The 21,689-nt window shown below is 38.8% G+C and carries 15 protein-coding genes; 10 read left to right on the top strand and 5 right to left on the bottom strand.

The features are described from left to right. Positions 1-317: 317 nt before the first annotated feature. Positions 318-2,528 carry an MMPL family transporter gene (locus ACIQXV_RS25415; RefSeq protein ID WP_402963777.1) on the bottom strand — a complete coding sequence of 737 codons (2,211 nt, stop codon included), beginning with the start codon at positions 2,526-2,528 and terminating at the stop codon, positions 318-320. Between the two features lie 393 nt (positions 2,529-2,921). On the opposite strand from ACIQXV_RS25415, the gene ACIQXV_RS25410 reads away from it, so the two are divergent. Continuing rightward, the gene (locus ACIQXV_RS25410) at positions 2,922-3,437 is read left to right on the top strand and encodes a TetR/AcrR family transcriptional regulator (RefSeq protein ID WP_402963774.1); all 516 of its coding nucleotides are present in this window, start codon (positions 2,922-2,924) and stop codon (positions 3,435-3,437) included. A 1,079-nt stretch (positions 3,438-4,516) separates the two neighbouring features. Here ACIQXV_RS25410 and ACIQXV_RS25405 read toward each other — a convergent pair. After that, on the bottom strand, positions 4,517-5,911 hold the full coding sequence (locus ACIQXV_RS25405; RefSeq protein ID WP_402963771.1) for a M20/M25/M40 family metallo-hydrolase: 1,395 nt from the start codon (positions 5,909-5,911) through the stop codon (positions 4,517-4,519). 813 nt (positions 5,912-6,724) lie between these two features. On the opposite strand from ACIQXV_RS25405, the gene ACIQXV_RS25400 reads away from it, so the two are divergent. From ACIQXV_RS25400 to ACIQXV_RS25370, 7 genes are all read left to right on the top strand, one after another. Continuing rightward, complete coding sequence (locus tag ACIQXV_RS25400) at positions 6,725-7,414, top strand: TorD/DmsD family molecular chaperone (RefSeq protein ID WP_402963768.1); 690 nt, start codon at positions 6,725-6,727, stop codon at positions 7,412-7,414. Next, a complete protein-coding gene (locus tag ACIQXV_RS25395; protein WP_402963765.1) occupies positions 7,407-9,806 on the top strand; it encodes a DMSO/selenate family reductase complex A subunit in 2,400 nt (799 codons plus the stop codon). The genes ACIQXV_RS25400 and ACIQXV_RS25395 overlap by 8 nt, the downstream gene beginning before the upstream one ends. A 14-nt stretch (positions 9,807-9,820) precedes the next feature. Continuing rightward, positions 9,821-10,399 carry a DMSO/selenate family reductase complex B subunit gene (locus ACIQXV_RS25390; protein ID WP_402963762.1) on the top strand — a complete coding sequence of 193 codons (579 nt, stop codon included), beginning with the start codon at positions 9,821-9,823 and terminating at the stop codon, positions 10,397-10,399. 15 nt (positions 10,400-10,414) lie between these two features. Continuing rightward, entirely contained in the window at positions 10,415-11,248 is an 834-nt protein-coding gene (locus tag ACIQXV_RS25385; protein WP_402963759.1) for a dimethyl sulfoxide reductase anchor subunit family protein, read from the top strand. A gap of 147 nt (positions 11,249-11,395) precedes the next feature. After that, positions 11,396-12,316 (top strand): 4Fe-4S binding protein, encoded by a 921-nt coding sequence (locus ACIQXV_RS25380; protein WP_402963756.1) that lies wholly within the window; start codon positions 11,396-11,398, stop codon positions 12,314-12,316. Then, on the top strand, positions 12,259-12,462 hold the full coding sequence (locus tag ACIQXV_RS25375; RefSeq protein WP_402963753.1) for a twin-arginine translocase TatA/TatE family subunit: 204 nt from the start codon (positions 12,259-12,261) through the stop codon (positions 12,460-12,462). The genes ACIQXV_RS25380 and ACIQXV_RS25375 overlap by 58 nt, the downstream gene beginning before the upstream one ends. Before the next feature lie 125 nt (positions 12,463-12,587). After that, entirely contained in the window at positions 12,588-13,853 is a 1,266-nt protein-coding gene (locus tag ACIQXV_RS25370) for a molybdopterin molybdotransferase MoeA (RefSeq protein ID WP_402963750.1), read from the top strand. Positions 13,854-14,078: 225 nt separating this feature from the next. On the opposite strand, the gene ACIQXV_RS25365 is transcribed toward ACIQXV_RS25370, so the two are convergent. Continuing rightward, positions 14,079-14,252: a hypothetical protein gene (locus tag ACIQXV_RS25365; RefSeq protein ID WP_402963747.1), complete on the bottom strand. Its 174-nt coding sequence runs from the start codon at positions 14,250-14,252 to the stop codon at positions 14,079-14,081. 732 nt (positions 14,253-14,984) lie between these two features. Between ACIQXV_RS25365 and ACIQXV_RS25360 the strand changes: the two genes are divergently transcribed. Beyond that, entirely contained in the window at positions 14,985-17,309 is a 2,325-nt protein-coding gene (locus ACIQXV_RS25360) for a glycerophosphodiester phosphodiesterase family protein (RefSeq protein WP_402963744.1), read from the top strand. 64 nt (positions 17,310-17,373) lie between these two features. Here the strand turns inward: ACIQXV_RS25360 and ACIQXV_RS25355 are convergent, their stop codons facing one another. Then, complete coding sequence (locus tag ACIQXV_RS25355; RefSeq protein WP_402963741.1) at positions 17,374-18,786, bottom strand: aminotransferase-like domain-containing protein; 1,413 nt, start codon at positions 18,784-18,786, stop codon at positions 17,374-17,376. Positions 18,787-18,901: 115 nt separating this feature from the next. Here ACIQXV_RS25355 and ACIQXV_RS25350 point away from each other — a divergent pair, with 115 nt between their 5' ends. Beyond that, on the top strand, positions 18,902-19,825 hold the full coding sequence (locus ACIQXV_RS25350; RefSeq protein ID WP_402963738.1) for a DMT family transporter: 924 nt from the start codon (positions 18,902-18,904) through the stop codon (positions 19,823-19,825). A 597-nt stretch (positions 19,826-20,422) separates the two neighbouring features. On the opposite strand, the gene ACIQXV_RS25345 is transcribed toward ACIQXV_RS25350, so the two are convergent. After that, positions 20,423-21,517 (bottom strand): tetratricopeptide repeat-containing glycosyltransferase family 2 protein, encoded by a 1,095-nt coding sequence (locus ACIQXV_RS25345; protein ID WP_402963735.1) that lies wholly within the window; start codon positions 21,515-21,517, stop codon positions 20,423-20,425. Positions 21,518-21,689 lie beyond the last annotated feature (172 nt).

The following is a 21,689-nucleotide window of genomic DNA, read 5'->3' as shown; positions in this document are numbered from 1 at the left end:
TTAGGATTTGCTCCGCTTTACGCCCGGAATCTTCCCTGAAATGTCGCTCACACTTTTTGTAACTTTTTTAATTGTACTATAACTGAATTCTGATTAATTTTAATAAGCCAAAATATGCAAGTTTTTATTCAAAACTTTATATTTTTCAGCTTATCAAATATGCAAAAAATATACTGCTATAAACTACATTTTTTTATTCCTGTGAGTAGGGGTTGGTTGACATAAGTTTCGAAGGAGGACCTATACTTTCTCTTAAAAAAACCGCTTCTATTTTATAGGGAAGCGGTTTTTTAACTGAATACAACTATGAATTAACTTTAACTGTTCTGTTTATATATCTTTTCACTAGTGTTTTCCATACGTTGTATAATGCTTTCTCCTTCAACATCAATGTTAGGCAAAATTTTATCCAGCCATTTTGGCAAGTACCAGGCAGACTTACCCATGAGAGTCATAACCGCAGGTACGATTGTCATTCTCACGATGAATGCGTCAAAGAAAACACCGAATGTAAGAGCCATGCCTATGGATTTAATGATGGTATCAGGTGCCAACATGAATCCAATAAATACAGACATCATAATTAATCCTGCTGCGACTACGACTCTACCGCTCTCCTGCATTCCTTCTAAAATTGCTCTCTTCGGTTCGCCTGTTTGCGTATATACCTCCCGCATCTTGCTCACTAGGAACACCTCATAGTCCATGGCGAGTCCGAACAGGATGCCAATCAGAATGACAGGCAAGAAGGCTAAGATCGGACCAGCAGCCGGGAAACCAAAAATATTTTGGAAATGCCCATCCTGCACGAAAAATACCACGGCTCCCAACGTAGCACCAAGAGAAAGTAGAAACCCAAATACTGCTTTTAATGGAATGAGCAGAGATCTAAACACTAGAACTAAGAGTACATATGCAAGTCCTACAATAAGGGCAGCGAAAACTGGCAAGGCATCACTCAGCTTCTGGACAATATCAATATTCATCGCTGCTGTGCCCGTTACCATTAGTTCAATTCCATTTTCTTTCTCGGTCTGGTTCGATTTGTCCCGGATCGCTTTTACCAAATCCTTCGTCTTTGTATCGTCAGGTCCTGTTTTTGGTGTGACGGAAATCATATAAATCTTTCCAGAAGGCCCAGGGATAGCTGGTGTCACACTTTTCACGTCAGATATGTTACCCAATTCTTTTGCAACGGTGTTCATAGCATTTTGCGTTTCAGCTGTTGCTTCCTCCGATTTTGCCACTACCACTAAAGAGGCATGAAATCCTTCTCCATATGCTTCCGTCAATAAATCATATGCTCTTCTTTCTGTTGTTTCTGTAGACTTTGTTGTTCCATCAGAAGGCAGACCAAGGTTCATATGGAAAAATGGAATCGTAATCACTGCTAGGAATCCGATTGCGAAAATCGTAACAATTAGAGGACGTCTTATGACAAATTCCCCCCATTTATTTGAACCAGCATGTTTCTTACCTACCCCAGTCATCTTTTGCAAGAACCGATTTTGTTTAGATGGGGCAATCTTATGGCCGACAAGTCCCAATATGGCTGGTAATATGATGACGGAAACCAACACAGCTGCGAGAACAGTAAAGGCAGCGGATACGCCCATCGCTGTCAGGAATGGAATCTTTGTAACAGACAGTCCCAAAAGACCTATAATAACAGTTAATCCTGCAAAGATTACGGCACTTCCCGCTGTTCCAGTTGCGATGGCAACAGATTCTAGAACAGAATCTCCTTGTGCAAGCTGCTGTCTAAAACGATTGATAATGAAGAGCGCATAGTCAATACCCACTGCGAGTCCCAGCATGGCAGCTAATGATAAGGAAACTGATTGGATTTCCAAATAATTGGTCCCAATCATGATTCCTAGCATTCCAATTGCTAATCCGATTATCGCAGTGAGAATCGGCAGTCCAGCTACTAGAAAAGACACAAAGGTAAATGCCAGGACTACGAAGGCAACAAGTACTCCGAAAATTTCAGTCATACCTGAAGTCTCTGAGTCGGAAAACTTGATATCGCCTCCTGATAATTCCGTTTGAATGCCGGCATCCCTTGTTGTTTCAATACTATCTAAAATCTTATCCTTGGAAGCTTCTGTGACCTTTTCCGCTTTCACTTTGTACGTAATTAATGCATATCCGATTGTCTTATCTTCACTGAGGTTCTGCAGTTGCATCGGTGCTGCCACAGAATCAACAGCTGAATCTTTTTTAATCTCATCAAGAACTTCTGCAATTTTCTGTTGTACTTCCGCTGATTCCAAGGTTTCGTTTTTTTGTGCTTGAAACACCACTTTTACTTGGGCACCTGCTGGTTGCATCGCTTTAAACTCTTTTTCAATTACTTTTCCAGCTTTATCTGCCGGTGTATTCGGAATGCTCAGCTCATCCCTGAAGGAGGAACCCATGTTGACTGCAAAAAGCACTAATGCAATAAGAATTGCGAGTGCACTGAATACAACCTTTATCCTATGATTTACTGCCCAATGTCCTAAATTATACAGATATTTTGCCAATTGTTTCTCACCCTATTCTTAATGAAAATTTGTCTTGTTCTCACGTTGTAATCTAGAAACGCACAAACATCAAAACCACATATTATTCATATAAAAAGATTTAAAATGTATATGATAAATGCATAGAATATCCCTCCCTATTTATAGCTTGCAGAATGGCGGTAAATCGCCCGTAGGAAACAAAGAAAATGGTACACATTGACAGTAATGATGCCCTTTTATACAATGACATTATCACCATACTAACAATTGTACTTACATGTGTAAGTATAGCGGGTAATTTCCATCTTTCAAGCACTATGTGATGATTTGCACATAAAACGAACAGAATGAAGGGATGTGTAAGCTTTGAGGAAGTCAAGAGAAGACAGTATACACTCTCAGAGATACATTATGGAGGCATTGAGCGCTCTTTTGCATGAACATAAACTGCAAGATATAACCGTAACAGCTATTTGCAAAAAGGCTGGAGTTGCCAGAGTCACATTCTACAAATACTACCGTAACGTTTACGACGTCGTGCAAGTGTCTGTGGATGAAATTATTCAACAATTTTTGAAAGAGGTTGAAAGTTTGGATCCATATGATAGTATGCAGCTAATTATTGAATATATCATAGAGGGTTTTGTGTCCGCACAGAAGCCGTCAGGAAAGTTAATTGATTCAAATATATCTACTATGCTGCTTGATTATTTGAATTATGCAATGGAAAAGGTCTTTCAAGCGGATATAACACGGAATCATGACATGAGCAGAATGCAAATCCTGTTTTTAGCAGGCGGTATCTTTAATATTGTTACCGATTGGATTAAAAGAGGGGCAAGGGAATCTCCCCAGGCACTTGCTGCAAAAATATACGAGATTCTTCCATATGGGACAACAGATACCAGGGATTTGGCAAATTCATGATACAACTGTTCTATCTTTTATTACATCTCAAAAAATGGGCATCACATAAAAAGCTGCGAGTAGTTCATCTAACCATAAACGACCGTTTTTGGTTAAAAAAACGAAACCTTTTTTCATACTCACAAAACACAGAAAATATATATCCAAAAATATAGCCAAAATCTAATAACTAATCCCCCTTATTTCTCCCCCTTTTTGAAATAGTTAATCTATACTGAAAGGGGGAATTTTATTGAAGTTTGAATACGCTCGTGTCAGTACACTAGATAATTTGTGTTCCCTAAAGATTTAATTACATTCCGATTTGTTAAGGAAATATAAGGTACTCATAAATGCTCATACAAATGCTCATATTTTTTTTATATTCTATTAAATATCATTTCTATAAAAATTTATAAAAGTTAATAAATCAATGTTTTTTAACCTGGTTTAATCTTTTTGTATTAGTAGTGTGATGGGCGGCATGATGTAATAACCGCCCAAACCCTTTGAGGCTCTAGTGTTTAGGTGAAACCTAATCCTGAAATTCAACATTTGTTTAACGGAGGCCCCTCATAAGTTCACTGAACTTGTTGGCGGCCTCTTTTTTCTTTCCTTTTGTAACATGGAGATATACATTTATAGTTGTTTCATCACTTGTATGACCTAAACGGTCCATGATCTCTACTAACTCAACTCCAAGTTCAGCTAATAGGGATGTATGAGAGTGCCAGAGTGAGAGTGGAGTAAGTTCAGGATTTTAAATCAGTCATTTTTAGAAGGCGAGTCATTCTTTCATAATACCTATCTCGGTAACAGACTTTTATTTTATTCTGGTGTACAATGTGTTTTTTCAAGACATCCAAAGTATCTTCATCCACTGCGATAGTACGTGGCTTTTTATTACTCAGGTTATCCTGATGAAAGTCCCAGCTATTTGGCTATAAAATTAAAACGAAAAGGTAGGATTAGTACGAGGGCGATGGCTCTTTTTTTTGGTAGAGAAGAAGGTAAGAGTCGGCGTTACTTAAAACAAAATATGCAATTGAAAATGAATGAAGCTGTTGCTACCAATGTTCGCAACAGCTTCCATTTAGATATTAAAGGTGTAGATCCCCGTCAAGCTCAGCTTCTATAGGTATAGGGGCTACCTTCGAACGTTCCAAAGCCGGTGTATCAGGACGGGCTGCCTGATAAATGGCCGCGCCTAGTACTTGAGCTGTTTTTAATAGTTTTTCTTTGCTTATTAATTCAATTTTATCATTAGGAGAATGGTATTCCGGTTCTAGGGGAGCATACGAAAAGACCGCTGCCGGAATGCCGACCTCTGTGAATGGCTGGTGGTCACTCCTTCCGACTTGGTTATACGAAATCGCTTCATACAATCGAGTTCCGGCCGAATTTCCTAAAGTGGTGACGGTGTTCGGCTTGCCATCTACTGTAAACATTGCAAATTTCCCGGCATTTTTGCTTCCTACCATGTCCATATTTAACATTGCAACCGTACGGTTAATTTCATCCTTGGAAAGCTGCTTAGTATAATGATAGGATCCTAGCAAGCCTCTTTCTTCTGCACCAAACGTAATAAAACGAATTTCGGTATCAGTAGGGGTGTTTGCCAGTACTCTAGCTAGCTCCAATAAAACAGACGTTCCTGATGCGTTGTCACTCGCGCCTGTACCAACTGCAACGGAATCATGATGAGCTCCAACCATGATAATTTGCTTCGTATCCTTATTGGCTTGCGGTTTTTTGGTGGCAATGACATTATGGGAGGTTGTCATGGTAAACTTCGCGCCTTCAATTCGCATAGTGCCGGTAAGAGTTGTTTGTCCCAAAGTAGAAACTAATGCGTCCCCCTCTGCTTTGGTCATGAATAAGGTTGGAAGATTCGATTCATCAGCTGCAAGGTTAGACGTGGGTAATCCTGCCACATCGTTGATAATAACGACTCCGCTTGCCCCGGCATTTTTGGCATTTGACATTTTTGTTGCAAAGGGAATTCCTCCGCCTCGATGAACCAAAGCAATTTTTCCGGATACATCTTTTCCAGCCACTTCAGCTTCACTTCCAAGGCCAACATATACCAACTTACTGCTCATTCCACCGGATGGTGTATTTTGCGAGTAACCAAAAGCCGTTACCTGATAACTCGTTTCATTTACAGAAAAAGAGGCTGTCGTTGGTCTGTTGTAGCTGGTTACAATTTTAAATGGCTGGATCTCCACATTATTGAAGCCATATTGCTTAAATTGATTTGCTATGTACTCTACCGTTTGGTCTTCCTTTGCTGTTCCGGCTACACGCGGGCCGATGGTCTCTGCCAAATAAGAAACATTTTCATAAATACGATCTACATCAATGCGTTTTACAACCTTGTTGTCAAAGGCTTGTTGGGATGGATTGTCCTTTGTCTCTGCAAAAGCAGAGTGTGAAGCTGCCAATAAACTTCCAATAAGAACTGTTGTACCTACAATCTTCGTACCCTTTTTCAAAATCGTTCCCCTCCCTATTTAACAATCAAGTTAATTATATAGTCATAGTGTAAACGTCTTCAATGGGAGGTTTTGTCGTATTATGACTAGTACTGCTGAATGATTGTGAGAAGGTTGTTTAATAGGGAATCCTTCAAAGAAGGGTTCTTCTTATCTTGTAATTCATTTATTTAAAAGAAAATATGGATCAAAAAGTATATGAAAAGGCAAGAAAGATAGCGGATATTATTTTCCCAGCAGATAATCAATAATAAATTTTCAGGAGGAGTGGCCTAATTAGCGTTAACTCTAAAAGAGCCCAAATAAGAGTTAACTGTGAAGTATATGACCAACTATTACAGAATATATGTTTGAAAATGCTAACATTTTGCTAACGCAATCCAGTGAAAAACGATAAAATTCCGTTAAAGATGTTACAGACAGAAATTAACAAAACCTTGAAATACCGCACTTTTTGCACACACCGTTCGAGATATTACACACTCTCAGCTTACGGGCGGCATGATGTAATAAGGGGATCAAACCCCAACAATATCAACAGTTATTTAAAAACAAAATATTGATTTGTCCGCGAGCCTCAATTACTTTAAATTAAAGCCTTCCATTGGTATTAACAGTGGAAGGCTTTTTTATGCATGTAAATAGGAAAACATAAATTGAGACTTAAATACAGAAATAACAAAATTATTCTAAAATAGAATTCTTCACAATTTATCCATATTATTCCGATTCTATTATCGATATACTTAAAAAGTATTATATATGTGAAATTATTCACAAAAATATTGGGTGTAAAAAAGGAGGTCATTCAGTATGGAGAAGATGGTGCAGCAAGACTACTGCTTAACCATTGAAGAAAGAACAACAATTTATACATTTTTGAAAGTCGGTTTTGAAGGACCTTTAACCTTTGAAACCTTGAAGCTTTGGAAAGAGACTTTCTCTCTTGATTTTATCAATGTTTTAACAGATGGGAATGAAGATTTATCTGAGTATTTCGGGGATTTAAAGAGCAATGATCTAGCTGCTATTGAAAAACGTGAAAAGGAAGCCTATTTGGCTACTTTTAATCTGTTAAATAAAACGGGGGAAGTTCCCGCCCCTCCGTGGGAGTCTGTTTATGTGACTAAAGATCAAACACTGTATGGTGATCCGGTTTTTCAATTAAGGAAACAACTAGATAATTTTGGCCTGAAGTTTGTAAATGAAAATGCTGAGCCTGAGGACCATATTGCTATTGAGTTAGAATTCATGTGTTATTTGAACCATTACACGTGGGAAGCATTGAAAACAGGGAATAAGGATAGATATGTAAAGGGAATTTACACTCAATACTGGCTTCATAAAGAGCATTTTAATCATTGGATTCAATTATTTACTAAGGATATTCTGTCATCTGGTACAAGTCATTTTTATAAGGGCCTTGCAACATTATTGCGAGATTTTGTAGCAGAAGACTTTGAATATATTAAATTACTTAAGGAGGATCTAGATAATGAGTGAGAATTTAATCGAGAAAATAACGAATAAAAAATTGAAACGGCGCTCATTTTTAAAATGGTCTGGAGCTGTTGCGGCACCGGCAATAATTGGTGGTGCCGGAGTGTCCAATAAGCTGATTCAAAAAGCTAGTGCAGAGACGACAAGCAGTGTTGTGGAAGATATCGTAGTTCCTACTTGTAGTACCCTGAACTGTGGCGGAAAATGCTTAATTAAAGCTCATGTAAAAGATGGTCAAATTATACGCATAAGTACAGATGATGATCCTCGTGATAAAAATGCAGATAATGAACAATTTCCACAAATTAGAGCTTGTGTACGCGGCCGTGGCTATCGTAGACATATCTACTCTCCGCATCGAATAAAGAAACCATTAAAACGTGTTGGTAAGCGTGGGGAAGGGAAGTTTGAAGAAATTTCTTGGCAAGAAGCGATTAAAGAAATAGCTAAACAAAATAACCGGATTAAAGAAAAATATGGACCTGCTTCAAGATTTAGCATTTATGCAACTGGTCAAACAGGTGAAGTTGGAAGTGGAGATACTGTTATTCAACGATTACTTGCTCTTGATGGAGGATTTCTGGGGCGCTATTCAAACTATAGTAGCGGACAACATATGGCAGCAACACCGTTTACCTTCGGAGTGCCTGCTGCTTCAAGCAGTTGTAATACATTATTAGATTCAAAACTTATTATCCTCCATGGTATGAATCCAGCCGAAACCATTATTGGACATTTTAATATGTATTTGCGCATGGCTAAAGCAAAGGGAGCTAAAATCTATACGATCGATCCAAGAAAAACAGACACGAATGTCGCACTTGCAGATGATTGGTTTCCGATCAAACCAACGACAGATAACGCTTTAATCGCAGCCATGGCCCATGTGATGTTTAAGGAAAATTTACAGGATAAAGAATTTTTAGATACATATTGCATTGGTCATGATGAAGTACATATGCCAGAAGGAGTATCTGCTGGCGAATCTTATTACAGCTATGCCATGGGTGAAAAAGATGGTGTACCAAAAACACCACAATGGGCAGCTGGAATTACAGGACTTCCAGCCAATCGAATCATTCAACTTGCAAGAGAAGTTGCAACCACGAAGCCTATGGCATGGGTTCAGGGGAACGGAATTAACCGCCATATGAATGGTGAACAGATGTCTCGCGGCGGTTCTATGATTGCAGCGCTGACAGGGAATATTGGCATCAGTGGCGGCTGGGCAGGACCAGGTGCAGCAGGAGAAATAATTAAATACCAAAATTTACCTATTACACCAAATCCATTAGGAATTTCAATACCGGTATTTAAATACACTGACGCGATCGTACGTGGAACTGAAATGGGAGCTGCAGACGGTGTTAAAGGTCTTAAAGAGGGAGAGACATTACCATCTAATATTAAAATGATCTTTAATATGGCCGGTAACTGTTTAGTCAATCAACATAGTGATATTAATAAAACAACGAAAATGCTGAAAGATGAATCGCTGTGTGAATTTATCGTAACATCTGATATTTATATGACTCCTTCTGCTAAATACTCAGATATCATTTTGCCAACTTGTACTTTCTTTGAACAAAATGATGTGGTACCGCCTTGGAGCTATGGCCAGCACATTTTCCTTTCTCAAAAGGTAGTAGAGCCATTATATGGCTCTTTAACAGAGTATGAATGGATGTCTATGTTAGCGAAAGAACTTGGCATTGAGAAGGAATTTACAGAAGGTAGAACACAGGATCAATGGGTTCAATGGATGATTGAAGAATCTAAAAAGAAAGATCCAAACTTTCCATCTTTTGAAACGATGAAAAAGAATGGTGTATATAAATATGAAGAAAATACCGTTGTGAAATTCAAGGATAATATTGAGGACCCGGTTAACCACCCATTCCAAACCCCATCTGGGAAAATAGAATTGTTTTCTAAGAAATTATGGGATATGAATAATTCGGATACGATTCCTGCCATACCGAAACATGTAGTAGTTAGTGAAGGACCAGAGAGTGATGTAACTAAAAAATATCCTCTGCAAATATTTGGCTGGCATGTAAAAAGACGTTGTCACTCGACTTGGGAAAAAAGCGATTGGCTGGAAGAAGTGCAAACACAGGAACTATGGATTAATCCAATTGATGCTAAAGAAAGACAAATCAAAAATGGTGATAAAGTGAAAATTTTTAATGATCGTGGAACCATTCAGATCCCGGCAAAAGTTTCAAGCAGGGTTATGCCTGGCGTTGTTTGTTTACCACAAGGCGGCTGGTTCACTCCAGATGATAAAGGGATCGATAATCGAGGAGCAATCAATGTATTAACTGGACAAGAGGCCTCACCATTATTTTGTAATCCGCAGCACACTAATCTTGCCCAAGTTGAAAAAGCGTAAAGGAGGAATTTGTCATGGCACAATTAGGTTTCTATATAAATGAAGCCCGTTGTAATGGCTGTAATGCCTGTGTTGTAGCATGTAAAGATAAAAATAACAATCCTGTTGGAATTAATTATAGACGAGTTTATGTAAATGAATTCGGAGAATTTACGAAGGACAAAGACGGTGCTTGGATCAACAATGTAGCAGCTTTTAATACCTCTTTATCTTGTAACCATTGCGATCATCCGGCCTGTGTAAAAGGCTGCCCAACAGGTGCAATGCACAAACGGGAAAAAGATGGAGTTGTAGTAGTTGATCATGATAAATGTATAGGTTGCAGATACTGCGAGTGGAATTGTCCATATGAGGCTCCTCAATATAATGAGGAATTAGGGATGATGACCAAATGTGATACTTGTCTGGATCTTCGTGAAGCTGGTGAAGAACCTGCATGTGTAGGAGCATGTATTATGCGTGCAATTGAGTTTGGGCCCATTGATGAATTACGTAAAAAATATGGTAAAAATGCGGATATTAAAGGACTTCCATGTTCAAGTATTACAAAACCAAACATTGTTATAAATCCTCATAAGGATGCAGCAAAATAATAGGAGGGGAATATCATGCATGAATGGGCATTATTAATCTTTACAGTTATTATACCGTCATTGGTTGGCGGCTTCTTATTTCTAGGGATATTTCATAAGAAAATCGCTGGTAGTGGTCATGATACCTATAAAATTATGAAATTACCTTTAATCGTACTTACTTCATTATCACTGGTAGGATTACTAGCATCATTCTTCCATTTAGGCAAGCCCACCCATGCTTTTTATGCGATTATGGGATTTGGCCGATCTTGGATGAGTAATGAAATTGTGTTGACAGGTGCATTTATCGGGATGGCGTGTATCACCACTGGTTTGGCTATCCTTCAAAAGAAAACAAATCCTGTTCTCATTATTATTACTGCAATTGTTGGATTAATAGCTGTATATTGCATGGCGAGTACCTACGTAGTTACACGTATAAATGGCTGGGGCAACATGAACAGCTATCTACTTTCCTATGGCACTATGTTTACCCTGGGACCGATTCTAAGTACTATCTTGATAGGAAAACAGCTTAAAAGTGAGACTTTCAAAGAAACGATCCAATGGGCTTTTGCCTTAACCATTTTAGGGATTGGCATTCAAGCAATAGGAACAGCTTTATTCTCTGTATCATCAACTGAAATTGAATTGATTAACGGCGTAACTGCTGTTACAAAACTTGAAGGTTACAGCGGGATGATTGCAGCCCGATGGATTCTTGAAATTGTTGGTCTAGGGGCACTCGGATTTTTAGTCAAGTCTTCAATGAAAAAAATACACTATTCATTTATATATACGATACTAGCTGTATTAGTTATTGGCGAAGCAATGAGCCGCTACGTATTCTACGTTTTGGGAGCATAATCGTTTAGGTTCTAGCGTAGATGACTTCTCTACGAAAAGAAAGCTAATTTTCGATATCAGATTGAAGCTTTCTTTTCGTAAAATGTGTTTTCTAGGTGTATCTATTTTTCTTTATAAAAAAAAGAGCTTTAAAATGGGGTGGAATTAGTGGGGCTATTAGATAAATGGGTAGAGAGTCTTGATTATCAATATGAAGTGTTACCATCATGTACTCGAAAGAAAAGTCCTCGTTCCACTTGTCAAAGCTGTCTTGATGTTTGCGAACATGATGCTATTACGCTTGAAAATAATCACCCCTTTATTCAGAAAGAAAAGTGTATCGAGTGTGGAAATTGTATCGCAGCTTGCCCTGTTCAAGCAGTTGCGGGGATTTTTCCACAAAGATCGGTTATCGATAATAAACTATTAGTTTCAAATGAACATGTACCTACCGTTAAGGAAATGCTGGTGCTTTACAAACAAGGTGTTCGAGAAATGGTTAGTGAAGATCCTTCCCTAACAGGTTCTTTGTTAAACGTAATCGAAGAAGCGAACTCGATTCTGATTCAACTAGGTGAAGATGCTTTAAAAGTTTCAAATAAAGCCATTGAAAAAACAGAAGAAGTGTATTCCCGAAGAGAGCTTTTTTCTCTATGGAAAAAGGAAGGCAAATCTTTAATAAAGCAAGCGGCTCCTGCAAAATGGAGATTTAATCATAAACATTTAGATGTAACAAAGTACTATCCTAATTACCAATTTACAAATATATCTTTAAATCTAGATACATGTACATTATGTAAAGCTTGTGAGATTCTTTGTGATAAAAAATGTTTTAGCATAACGGAGACTAGCTTTTCTATTGCTGCCCAAGCTTGCTTTTCCTGTCGGTTATGTGAAGATATATGTCCGGAAAATGCTATCAGGTTGGAAGAACGCATATCTGTAGTAAAAGATATTCACTATCCTATTTATAAAAAACAGTGCTGTACTTGTCAGAAACCGTTTGAAACAATACGGGAAAACGAAGAACAATGTGTCTCATGTACAAAACGAAAAGGATTTTTGGCCCCAAAAAACTACCGGAATTAGGACGTGCAGTAGGGCAAACGTTAAGGGAATTTAAGAAATCAACTAACGAATTAATTGAAGAAGATGAAAAAAAAGAGGTGGTATCTTCTTCACTTGATAAAAAATCGACTATCGAGGAAACGACCAACTCTACTCTACATACATAGTGAATGGATTGTAAAAAATTTTATCAATACTCTCAGTAATGAATACGACCTAAAAACCACTTTTTAGGTCTTTTCGTATGAATCCATTGAGTAAAGCTTGCAGTAAAATTATGAGGTGAATAGACATGCTGGAGAAAAGAACACCGATACGTATCAATCAGGCGGTTGAAAAAATAATGGAGCATTTTATACAAGGGAGAACGGAGGAGGTTTCTATATCAGAATGCGATCATAGATTTCTTGGAGCAGATTTCCTCGCAACGAGTGATGTCCCTTTATTTACACGGTCAGCGTTTGATGGCTATGCACTTCGAGCAGTAGATACCGTAAATGCTTCATCCAATCAGCCTATTGAATTAAGGATAGTAGAAGAACTGGGGGCTGGGATGGTGGCTGCTAAGGAAATAGGACCTTTTGAAGCGACCAGAATCATGACCGGCACGATGGTTCCAAAGGGGTGTGATGCCATTATTATGCTGGAAGCTGTGAAAGAAGTCGAAAAAAATGGTGAAAGATATATTGTCATCAAACGCAAGGTGAACGAAGGAGACCATATTTCCTTTCAGGGAGAAGAAGCAAAAAAAGGAGAAGTGATCCTGAAAAAAGGAACGAAAATCAATCCGGGTGTGATGGCTGTACTTGCTACTTTTGGATATTCAAAGGTTCGGGTTGCTGTGAAACCCAAAATAGGTATATTTGTAACGGGTTCTGAACTCCTTGATGTGGATGAACCTTTGCAAGAGGGAAAGATCAGAAATAGTAACTCCTTTATGATCGCCTCTCAAATCAGAAGAGCTGGTGGAGAAGCGGTTTATTTCGGAAAATTACCGGATGTTTTGGATACTTGTACGAATGCAGTGGATGCAGCATTAAAAGATGTCGATATGTTGATCACTACTGGCGGAGTTTCTGTCGGGGATTATGATTTAATGCCGGAGGTGTATAAAGAACTAAGTGGAGAGGTGCTATTTAATAAAGTAGCCATGCGTCCAGGCAGTGTCACGACGGTAGCAGTACTGGAAGGGAAATTTCTTTTCGGACTATCTGGAAACCCTTCTGCCAGTTATGTGGGTTTCGAGTTATTTACAAGGCCGGTAATTAGGAAGATGCTTTTTTGTGAAAATCTTCATCTAAGGGAAGAGGTTGCCCAATTGAATGTTGACTTTCCAAGAGCGAATCCATTAACAAGATTTGTTCGAAGCAAGATGTATTTTGAAAATGGCAAATTACTTGTTGAACCCGCCGGTATCGACAAATCCAATGTGGTGATGAGTTTAGCCCATACCGATTCATTAGCAGTATTGCCCGGAAGGGAACGAGGTTTTCAAAAGGGCGACCAGATTCAAATATTACTGTTTGATGATGAAGGCGGTTCCTTTCCTTGGAATTAAGGATAAGGTGGGGGTTGGAAAATGCAAGATAAAGAAGAGCCGTAGCTGGGGAGTTTATTGTAGGGATGGCTCAAACTCTTGGAGTTAGTGCAATAGCAAATCCTTTATTTTGAAATTAGGGATAAATGATCTGTGGGAATCCAGCCATGTTCTCGCGTAACGACGCTTCCTTCTCAAACAACATCACATTCGCGTCTTTCAGGTTTACCGCATCGATATATTTGGTTATGGCGCCCGTACCCGCTCCAAGCTCGCGATATGATCGACTCGATTCCAGTTCACCTGTTCGAGTATTTTTTTAGCCAAAAACATCGAGCTTGGCGTAATGCTGTCGATTTGTTTCTGCGCTCGCAAAAATTTGTGCAGAAATAGCAGCTTCTCTTGGATATTTTCCATCATAAGTCTCTCTCCCTCGTTTGTAGTATCCTTATACTAAGAAATATTTCTTCGGAACGAACAAAGAAATTTCTGAAGAAATTCTGAAGTTTGCGGACCAAATAGAAACACCAACAGCGTCTTTCAAATTGTAGAAGATGCGTGCCCTTAGACGTGCCCAAACGTAAAAAAACACGCCCCAATTTGACGTGTTCATCATTGCATTTCTATATTAGATCTTCGGGGAAAGTATATTTCCCCTCATTTCATTTCAACTGTTTTGAATTAATTTGCTTAACATTTTGTTCTGAAAGTGCATTAACTAATTGTCAAATTTCGTTGTTTTTCTTGTGAAGTGTTGATATATAGTAAAGAAATATCTGAATCCGTATGCCCGAGCTGATTCATAATCTGTGGTTTACTACCTTTACTTGCTACCAATTTAACAGTTTCTTTCCGAGAATAGAAATTTAGTATTCCTGTAAAGATTTTACCCGCTGTCTTTGTTCCTTCCAATCTACTTAATCATGAAGTTTAAAAATTGCCCTCGGCTCTTCTACATGTTACATACTACTATTTTGAGATAGTATGTAATGATTAGTAGAAAAGACCTCAATATAAAAGTCCTAGAATTTTTAACAATATCTTCAAAGAATCTTAATCCCACCTATAACTTCATTTAGTACTATTTCATTGTAAAGGAAAATACATACAAATCAGTCACAATTTTTTAACTAAATGAAAAGGAGACAAACAATGGTACCATGGGGGAAATCAAAAAAGTTTACAGCGTTTTTAGTATCAGCAAGTATTTTCGGCAGTATGTGGATCGCACCAGTGAATGGTTCAACAAAGGTTCAAGCCGCGGAGCAAGCTCTTACTCAGGAGAATTTCGATCAAATCGCTAACGGTAAGCTGCCTGCTGGCTGGAAGTTGGTGGAGGGGGATGCCAAGGTCGTAGACGGGAAGCTGGTATTAACGTCGCCATCTTCCGGCGCTCCTGCCAGAGTAGTGATTCCTTTAGGAAACCAAACAGGGAATTACGTTTTTGAAGCGGATATGACGTTTCAAAGTGCCGTGGAAGACACCCGATGGGCTTCGTTAATGTATCGTGTCCAGCCGAATACATATCCGTATTATCAATTCGCTATGCGTAAAGGCACGACAGCGATGAACGGACTAGAGTTCGCCATACGGAATGAAAGCAATCAGTGGGTTGTACCGGAAACGAATTTTTATCCAGAAAATATGGCCATCAATAAGACTTATCATATTAAAGTGATTGCAAGCGGAAACCGTGTGCAGCAATTTATCGATGGTCAGCTTATGGTGGATACAGATCAGGCCGGGAAATGGACGAATGGAGATGTTGGCTTCCAAGCGAATGGTACAACGGTTCAATTCGATAATGTAATGGTCAATACCTACTCAAACGCACTTCCGCCATTAGCGAATACGAACGCATTTTTGCCGAAAGAAGTGAAAACGAATATCGTAAATCCACCTACGATTATTTCCAAAACCGTTGTGCAGGAAGGGGCATCTTCCGTACTCTTGCAGGCCAAGCGGAACGAGCAGGGGCAATGGACTGTTGACGGGGCACCTATTGAAAAAGCCCTAGTTAACATGAAAGGAAAATTCATTCCGGTTGTTCAAGTGGAAGAACATGCGGATATTGAAGGTCTCGCGAATATCCTGAAAGAAACACAGACACAAGATTTTCAGATTTTATCCAGCAATCCCGCGATCATTAAAGAAATGAGGGGTTATATTAAAACAGCCCGTGGTGCCCTTCTTTACGATAAGTCATCTTTCAATAAGCATGATATAGCTGCTTTCGCGCGTAACATTCATAATAGCGATGCGATGGTGGCGGTCATTCCGAAAAAAATTCTTAGCCCTGATAACGTTCATTATTTGCATAGCCGCGCCATTTCCGTTTGGGGAATCGGTGCTGGGGATGTCCAATCTGCCCATACGATGATCCATCTTGGAGTGGACGGCATTGTGACAGAGAACCCTTCTGCTTCCTTTGAAGCCTTGGGGCAGTATCCAGAGAATACTCTTGTGCAGCGTCCTGTGGTTGCTGCGCATCGCGGCGTACCTTCCATTGCTCCTGAAAATACAATGGCTTCTTATCGGAAGGCATATGAATTAGGAGCGGATATGATCGAGACGGACGTTCAGAGGACGAAGGATGGCCAGCTCGTCATTATGCATGACTATACCGTGGACCGCACAACGAACGGAAAAGGGAATGTAAAGGATTTAACACTTGAGCAGATTCGTGCCCTGGATGCCGGTATCAAGTTTAAGCCAGAATTTCAAGGGGAGAAGGTACCTACATTTAAAGAGTATCTAAATGAGTTTAAGGACAAAGATGTGGTCCTCCTTGTCGAGATAAAGGCTGATGGCATCGAGAAGCAGGTGATGGAGGAAATCGAGCAATCCGGAATGGTTGATAACGTCGTGATTCAAAGCTTTAATGCCAATCATATCCGAAACACTCACAGTATCAACCCTGAAGTGGGCACTGGCTATCTCTACTCTGCAGGTGTTCCATCAACGATTGACGCCAGGTTGAAAAAAGCTCAGCAAATGATGCATTACGGCGCTAGTATGAACGCGACACTAAACGCAGACTATGGTAGTTTGAATCCGGAGTTCATCCAATACATGCGCCAGCGCGGATTCTTGAATATGCATTGGACGTTTAGAAACGAGGATCCGTTTGGACAAGCATTGGAAGCTGGTGTCGTCGGACCGATCACGGACTATACCCAGTGGTTGACAGATGCCCCGATTCGTTTGGAACTTCCGAACAAAATGGTCAACCTGAAGGTCGGAAAGTCGGCTGCGATTCAGGTGAAAACATTTGTGAACTATCGTGAAGCCAAAACGGAAAATACTCCGACGACGCTCTTTGTGAACAGCGGAGAAACGAAGGTGAAAATCGAGGGTAATACTATTCATGCAATTGAGCCTGGAAAAGTGAATGTGTTTGCGATGCATACATTCAAAATGCTTGGCAAAGAATGGCATCTAGTGTCTGAGCCGATTGAAGTAACGGTGTCAGAGTGATAAGTTAAAAAAATGCGCCTCATTCCATTGGAGGCGCATTTTTTTGTTATCGGTTATTGGTTGATCAAGTCGAAAGAGATTGTGCCACTGCGACAAACCTTTTTACCCCTTCACTTAATTGCTTTTCATTAGCGTAAGAATAGCTTAAACGGATCCAGGATGATAGTTGCTTTAATGGATCACACACTTGACCTGGGACAAAGGATATAGATTGTTCAATGCTTTTTGTTAATAATAATTCTGTTGGAAGGTTATCTGGGAGCTGGACCCATAAATTCAGACCGCCTTTTGGACTGTTCCATTTCCAATCTGTTACCGCTAGCTCTTCCTCCATGATTTCCTTTCGGATCTGCAGGGCGATACGTAGTTTCTCCAAGTGTTGCTGCATTCTAAGTGAGGAAAAGTAATGGAGAAAAATTTTTTGATTGAGAAGTGGTGAGCCATTGTCAGTTAACGACTTTACTGTTATTAGTGATTTCATTAAGGATGATTGACAAATAACAGTCGCAATTCTCAAACCAGGTGAGATATATTTGCAAAAGCTTCGGATATAAATGACTGTCCCGGCAGTATCATATGTGTAAATTGGTGGTGGCGGGGCATGATCAAAATATATGTCGTGATAGGCATCGTCCTCAATTAATAGACAGCGATATTGTTCAGCCAGTTCTACTAATTTCTTGCGCTGCCCGACGGAAACAGTATAACCAGTCGGGTTATGGAATGTTGGGTTGAGATAAAAAAGGCGTGGTTTATATTGTTTAAGATATCGTTCAACCTGCTCAAAATCGTACCCGTCTGGATGGATATCAACCGTTATAATCTGTGCTCCTTGTGCTCTAAAAATATCAATCGCAGCACTATAGCTTGGACGTTCAAATAAGACGGTGTCTCCTGACTTAATAAAAGTTTGAGCAATTAAGTGAATCGCTTGTTGTGAGCCTGAAGTGATTAACAGATCATCGGGATTGAGATGAGTTTTATACTGGTTGATAAAATATTGAGTGAGTGCTTCGCGTAACTCTAAATCCCCTTGCACAGTTGAGTAGGTTGCAAGTACTTTGGGATAAAGGTCGAAAACTTTCTTCACGTAACCTGAAAAATATTGATTTGGCAAAAGATTTGGATCAATTAACGCCTGAGAAAAATGATAGGAAACAGGTGATTGATGGATTTCAGATAAATGATTTTTTTGAACGTATGCAGAAACAATTGGATTGTCCAGATATTCAAGATTTTTCGTCATATTTGCTTGGACAAAATAGCCTACTTTATCTTTTACATAAACCTTGTCATGCTGTTTCAGTAATTGATATGCCTTTAATACAGTTAATCGATGAAGATTCATTTCTGATGCTAATTGCCGAACGGAGGGAAGCTTTTGATGTTCTTTCCATTCATTACGTTCTATTCGGTGCAGTACATAATCATATACCTTCTTAAAAAGAAAATCTTCATTTTGAATCGCGTTGCCCACATCGATTCCTCCTATTCAAAACGATTGTACCACGATCCAATCTAATCTGTTCTATCTTTTCTAATCTGTTCTATTGCCCTTCTTTTATGATAGAAAAAAAGAGGAGGAGTTTTAAATGGTTATTATTAATTATTTCTTCATGTGTTTGATTTTTGGAACGACATTTTTAGCGATTAAAATTGGTGTTGATGCAGGAGTGCCTCCATTTTTATCAGCGGGACTTCGTTTTTTCATTGCTGGTTTGCTGCTATTTAGTATGATGGTTTGGAAAGGAAAAACGACAATATTGTTATTATTTCGGAAAGAGATGTTTTTTACAGGAGTAGGTTTAACATTTGGGACGTTTGCCACCTTATACTGGGCAGAACAGTATGTGACTTCAGGGATTGCAGCTGTCTTATCTGCTACTGCTCCGATGATGATCATTGTTATTCAGACATTCATATTGAAGCAAAAGGAAAATCGAAAATCATTGATTGGTTGTGTCGTTGGAGTCATTGGGGTCACGTTCTTAATCTTACCTAGTTTTTCAATTGTTGTTAGTCCCTTTTGGCTGGTGGGTTGTTTCGCCATAATAATCGGACAAATTTTTTACGCTTCGGGGACGATTTATACGAAGCATGTTATCCGGAAATTTGAAAAGACATCACCGATTGCCTTAAATGCAGCGCAAATGATGCATGGGGGGATTTTGTTAATCATTTTATCAATATTTACCGAGAACATTCAGTCTGATGATCTTTTAAGCCCAGCTTCCATTGGTTCGCTTCTTTATTTAATTATTTTTGGATCAATGATTGCCCATAGCATTTATTATTGGCTTGTCTCACGGACAAATCCCGTTTTTCCTTCCACCTGGCTGTATATCTCACCATTAATTGCCGTAATATTAGGAGTGATCCTTTACCATGAATATATTTCTTGGCTAACAGGCATAGGTGCTTTAACCATTATTGTTGGAACGATTTTAGTCAATTTCAAAACTTTACGAGAGTTGCTTTTAGGGAAGGGAACTGTTCTGCAGGATGTTAAAAATTAGCCTGTTAGATTTTGTTCTGATAAATTATCTCACTTTAATAATAATGATTATGTAAAGAAATGTGCGCTACCAAAATGCTAACATTTTGCTAACTCAATCAAGTGGAAAACGGTAAATTCCCGTTAAAGATGTTACACCTCTGACTTACAAAAATGTTGATATACCGCACTTTCTGCACAAATCGTTAAAGATATTACACACTCTCAACCTACGGGCGGCATGATGTAATAAACATCATAAAGCCTTGATATATAGAGATTTTTAAATGTATGAGGTTTAAATGCTCATATTTTTGCTCATAGTGAGGAAAAAGTTCAACTTCAATAAGCTAAAAGCTCATTAGAGAAGGTCTTTCATCAATTTACTAAATTGGTGGGAGGCCTTTTCTTCCATATTAGTGGTCATATTAATGTTGTTTTGAAGAATTTTCCTTTAAAGAAAATAAGCAGAAAACATTCAAGAAATTAATAAAAACTTGCATATTTTCTGCTTATTAATTATAAATATTTAACAAAAGCCTCCGTTTAAGTACATGTTTCTTCAATGTAAGGAACGGGTTTAAAGAGGAAATTATGATTCTACTTTCTAGATGTGGTTTCATGAATCATTTAAATTTCTGTTTTTCAAGTCTTCTAGTAATTGCATATTTTGGGAAATTCCCTCGTCATCCGGTCTATAATAATGTGCAATTTTGTTATGGTGGTAAGATAATTCATATTCTCCAATCTGAAAGTAGCAAAGACCAAGCTGCATATGTGGTATCCATGTTCGACTCGCCGTATTTTGAATGTTCCAACTACTGTTTTCCTGTGATTCAATTGCCGTTTTATACCAAAATATTGCTTGTGAGAATTGCTTGTTTTCTATAAAATAATAACCTAAGCGGCAGCACGCTTCAGGGCGAGGGATATCATATTCAAATGTTTTAAATGTATATTCCCTCTCTTTTTTTCGATTGCCAAGATGGTAGTAGCAGTCGGCGAGCTTTGAGCAGGCAAAAATTCTGTTTTCGTTTGATAGATTATCAAAGTTCAAGAATTTTAGATAGTATTTAACGGCTTCTTGAAAAAGTCGATGTTGATGTAGCTCCATTGCAAAGTGTAGTGAGTCTCTTGCGGTAAGTTTGTTTCCATCTCGTATTAATTTTTCATATATCTTTATATTTCGATCAGGGTCAGCCGTTTTGTAATTTTTTCGATGCATGACCACGATATCGGAATCGTAAAAGCAACCATTCCTTATTACTAAATCTTCATGAACTGCACCTTCCCACTGATAATTGTTTAACCGCTTTACCAATCGAAAACGCCGCACAGTAAGCGTGACGTTTCCATTGTCATCAAAATCGCAGTGGTATGGCATTGAGACCGCATCTATTTCCGATGAGAGTGATTTTTTAAGTTTGGAAAGCTTCTCGCAGTCTTCGGGCAACAGTATATCGTCCGCATCGAGCCACAGGATGTAGTCCATTGTGGCCTTTGTGTAGGAGAAGTTCCGTGCTGCCGCAAAGTCATGAATCCATTCGAAATCATAGACATTTAGAGTCCACTTGCTGGCTAATTCTTTGGTCCTGTCTGTAGATCCTGTATCGACAATGACAATTTCATCTACGATGTCTCGAACGGATTGTAAGCATCGTTCAAGGGTTTCCTCCTCATTTTTCACAATCATACAAAGACTTATGGTTATCATGTGGACACCTCTCTGGGTTCTCATTTTCTTTCTACACCATATGATTCAAACATTCCAGTTGCAACTGGCATTATCATTTGAATGAATCATCAATTACAGTAAAAAAGAGAAAGACAGCAGCTACTTGTAAGAAGACGAGAGCAACTGCTGTCCTTAAGAAGAACATCCTGGG

The organism is Neobacillus sp. NPDC097160 (assembly GCF_044762155.1).
Lineage (GTDB): Bacteria > Bacillota > Bacilli > Bacillales > Cytobacillaceae > Neobacillus.
Note: the sequence above shows the minus strand (reverse complement) of the source record. Positions and strands in the feature narration are given on the sequence as shown.